This window comes from Psittacicella gerlachiana, from assembly GCF_003585965.1.
In the GTDB taxonomy this organism is placed as follows: Bacteria; Pseudomonadota; Gammaproteobacteria; order Enterobacterales; family Psittacicellaceae; genus Psittacicella; species Psittacicella gerlachiana.
Genome location: NZ_NRJF01000254.1, coordinates 1 through 2,983 on the forward strand (window position 1 = coordinate 1; position 2,983 = coordinate 2,983).

2 protein-coding genes and 11 tRNA genes are annotated in these 2,983 nt (G+C 34.8%); 2 read left to right on the forward strand and 11 right to left on the reverse strand.

The window, feature by feature from the left end; all coding sequences use genetic code 11:
- The 11 genes from CKF59_RS07280 to CKF59_RS07330 all read right to left on the reverse strand — a co-directional run bounded on the left by CKF59_RS07280 (position 1) and on the right by CKF59_RS07330 (position 988).
- Positions 1-58: transfer RNA gene (locus CKF59_RS07280), tRNA-Thr, on the reverse strand.
- A 48-nt stretch (positions 59-106) separates the two neighbouring features.
- Positions 107-181: transfer RNA gene (locus CKF59_RS07285), tRNA-Gly, on the reverse strand.
- Between the two features lie 9 nt (positions 182-190).
- Positions 191-275, reverse strand: a tRNA-Tyr gene (locus tag CKF59_RS07290).
- 9 nt (positions 276-284) lie between these two features.
- Positions 285-360: transfer RNA gene (locus CKF59_RS07295), tRNA-Thr, on the reverse strand.
- Positions 361-370: 10 nt separating this feature from the next.
- Positions 371-446 (reverse strand) — tRNA-Thr (locus CKF59_RS07300).
- Between the two features lie 11 nt (positions 447-457).
- Positions 458-533, reverse strand: a tRNA-Thr gene (locus tag CKF59_RS07305).
- Between the two features lie 4 nt (positions 534-537).
- Positions 538-622 (reverse strand) — tRNA-Tyr (locus CKF59_RS07310).
- 13 nt (positions 623-635) lie between these two features.
- Positions 636-711 (reverse strand) — tRNA-Thr (locus CKF59_RS07315).
- A gap of 13 nt (positions 712-724) precedes the next feature.
- Positions 725-800 (reverse strand) — tRNA-Thr (locus CKF59_RS07320).
- A 19-nt stretch (positions 801-819) separates the two neighbouring features.
- Positions 820-894: transfer RNA gene (locus CKF59_RS07325), tRNA-Gly, on the reverse strand.
- A gap of 9 nt (positions 895-903) precedes the next feature.
- Positions 904-988, reverse strand: a tRNA-Tyr gene (locus CKF59_RS07330).
- A gap of 304 nt (positions 989-1,292) precedes the next feature.
- Between CKF59_RS07330 and coaA the strand changes: the two genes are divergently transcribed.
- On the forward strand, positions 1,293-2,231 hold the full coding sequence (gene coaA, locus CKF59_RS07335; RefSeq protein WP_119535266.1) for a type I pantothenate kinase: 939 nt from the start codon (positions 1,293-1,295) through the stop codon (positions 2,229-2,231).
- A gap of 3 nt (positions 2,232-2,234) precedes the next feature.
- A complete protein-coding gene (locus CKF59_RS07340; protein ID WP_119535267.1) occupies positions 2,235-2,966 on the forward strand; it encodes a 4'-phosphopantetheinyl transferase family protein in 732 nt (243 codons plus the stop codon).
- The last annotated feature ends 17 nt before the right edge of the window (positions 2,967-2,983 follow it).

The window sequence follows — 2,983 nt, forward strand, 5'->3', positions numbered from 1 at the left end:
TATCGGAATCGAACTGATGACCTACTGATTACAAGTCAGTTGCTCTACCTACTGAGCTAAGACGGCAAAAATTGAATTACATATCTTAAGTTAATATGTAAAAAAATGGAGCAGGCAGCGGGAATCGAACCCGCATCATCAGCTTGGAAGGCTGAGGTAATAGCCATTATACGATGCCTGCTATATACGATGGTGGAGAGGGAAGGATTCGAACCTTCGAAGACTGAGTCAGCGGATTTACAATCCGATCCCTTTGGCCACTCGGGAACCTCTCCACTAAAATGTGGTGCCGTCTATCGGAATCGAACTGATGACCTACTGATTACAAGTCAGTTGCTCTACCTACTGAGCTAAGACGGCATAGAAGAAATGGTGCCGTTTATCGGAATCGAACTGATGACCTACTGATTACAAGTCAGTTGCTCTACCTACTGAGCTAAAACGGCATAGAAAGAGATGGTGCCGTCTATCGGAATCGAACTGATGACCTACTGATTACAAGTCAGTTGCTCTACCTACTGAGCTAAGACGGCAAGATGGTGGAGAGGGAAGGATTCGAACCTTCGAAGACTGAGTCAGCGGATTTACAATCCGATCCCTTTGGCCGCTCGGGAACCTCTCCAGTAGAAAAAGAATGGTGCCGTCTATCGGAATCGAACTGATGACCTACTGATTACAAGTCAGTTGCTCTACCTACTGAGCTAAGACGGCATAAAATAAATAATGGTGCTGATAGCGGGAATTGAACCCGCGACCTCACCCTTACCAAGGGTGCGCTCTACCACCTGAGCTATATCAACACTTTTCAAGCATAAAAAATGGAGCAGGCAGCGGGAATCGAACCCGCATCATCAGCTTGGAAGGCTGAGGTAATAGCCATTATACGATGCCTGCTATATACGATGGTGGAGAGGGAAGGATTCGAACCTTCGAAGACTGAGTCAGCGGATTTACAATCCGATCCCTTTGGCCGCTCGGGAACCTCTCCACAAAAAACCTTTCTAGTGCTAGGAAAATAAATACTTTATTAAGTATTTTTGTTATCTTCCTAACTCAACGAAGACTATTATAGACCAGTAAAACTCTTATTGCAAGAGTTTTGCCAATTTATTTTTAATTTTTTTTCTAATCTTTTGTTTTTTCGAAACCATTAATTTTAAATTAATTATAAAGTTTCTCTAAGATAAGATCTTTAATTTTTTTCATTTATAGTTTTATACGTGATAAAATAAGCGAGGCTTATTTTATTTTACCGTTTATGTCCAGCAACTGGACCTTTTCTTTTTATAATAATGAATACTCATTTTCATAGCTATTTAAATCAAAAATTCACGATTTTAGACCAAACTCAATGGTCTCTTCTTAAAGACGATATAGATTTAAATATTAGCGAAGAACAAATCCAACCTTTATTAGGTTTTAATGAAAAATTACTTGATGCAACTGAATTTAATAATTGTTATGCACCTCTTGTTAGATTGTTAGATTTACAATTGAATGCTTTTAAAATTCAGCGAAGCATCACCCCAAATTTCTTAAGGAAAGTAGCTAAAATTCCACCTTTTATTATTGGTGTAACAGGATCAGTTTCTGTTGGAAAAAGCACTTTCTCTCGAATTCTCAAGAAAGTTCTTGAAATTTATTATCCAAATTTTAAAATTCAGATTTTAAATACCGACGGCTTTATTTATCCTTTACAATATCTCCAACAGCACGACTTATTAAGTCGTAAAGGATTTCCAGAAAGCTATGATGAACCTTACTTATTAAAAGTCTTATCCCTAATCAAAAGTGGGAAACAAGCATTTGCTCCGGTTTATAATCACATAACCTATGACCGAGATTCAAATTTACTAGAAATAGATTCTCCTGATATTCTCATTCTTGAAGGCTTAAATGTACTCCAAGTAAATGGTCATGAAACTAATTTAAGTTCTCCAATAGACTTTATTGATTTTGCTATTTATTTAGATGCAAGTTCACAGCTGCTAGAAAAATGGTACATCAAACGTTTTAAAAGTTTTAGAAACAATTCTTTTAAAAACGAAAAATCATACTTTAAAAAATATGCTGATTTAACTGATGAACAAGCTGAAGAGAAAGCAAAAACTATTTGGCAATTAATCAATGCTAAAAACTATGTAGAAAATGTAGAACCTACAAAGTATCGTGCTAATCTCATTATTACTAAAGGTGCTAAACACGAATTTATTGAGTTTGCCCTTAAATAAATCATGCAAGCAAATATTTATCTCGAACTATTTCATAAAGATTTATTTGTTAATTATTGGCAGGGGTTACAAAAATCTTTTCCTGAACTGCCAGCTTATAAGGATTTACCACGTACAGCTTTAGGTAGACCTTATTTACCGTCATACTTTCAAGGTAGTAATCCACAATTTCCTTATCTTGAAAGTAATACTCCTTGGTTTATTGACTTTAACTTAGCTCATAGCGATGATAAAGTCTTAGTTGCCATATTACTTAGTGAAAATCCACCACCAGTTAATAGCAACAGTTACCTTGGAGTAGATCTTGAGTTTAAGACAAACTCGCAAAAAATTAGCGAAAAAGCTTTCTTAAGAAGAATTATCCACCCTGATAATCTAAAGTTATTCACTAATTCCTCTAATAAAGAACAAAATAAACTTTTGGAATGGGTTATTAAAGAAGCTATAGTAAAAAGCTATGCTTTAAGTATTTTTCAAGGAAATAAAATCAAATTCTCTCCACAAGGAATTGAAGCAAATTTAAACTCTACTCAAAAAGGAGCAAAAATTTATACTTTTATTGATAATTCTAGCTATTACATTTCACTATGCCTTAATCATCAATTTTTATTAAATTTTTGTGAACCAAAGATTATCTTTGCTAATAAAATCATTCCAAGCGAAAATCCCATCTCTCATTTTTCTTATTTATACGCAAATCACAAAGCAGATTTACTCATAGATTCTGTTATATAAATAAAAACAGACCAAGC

Coding starts and splice junctions, on each gene's coding strand:
- coaA (WP_119535266.1), top strand. CDS start 1,293: ATGAATACTCATTTTCATAGCTATTTAAATCAAAAATTCACGATTTTA.
- CKF59_RS07340 (WP_119535267.1), top strand. CDS start 2,235: ATGCAAGCAAATATTTATCTCGAACTATTTCATAAAGATTTATTTGTT.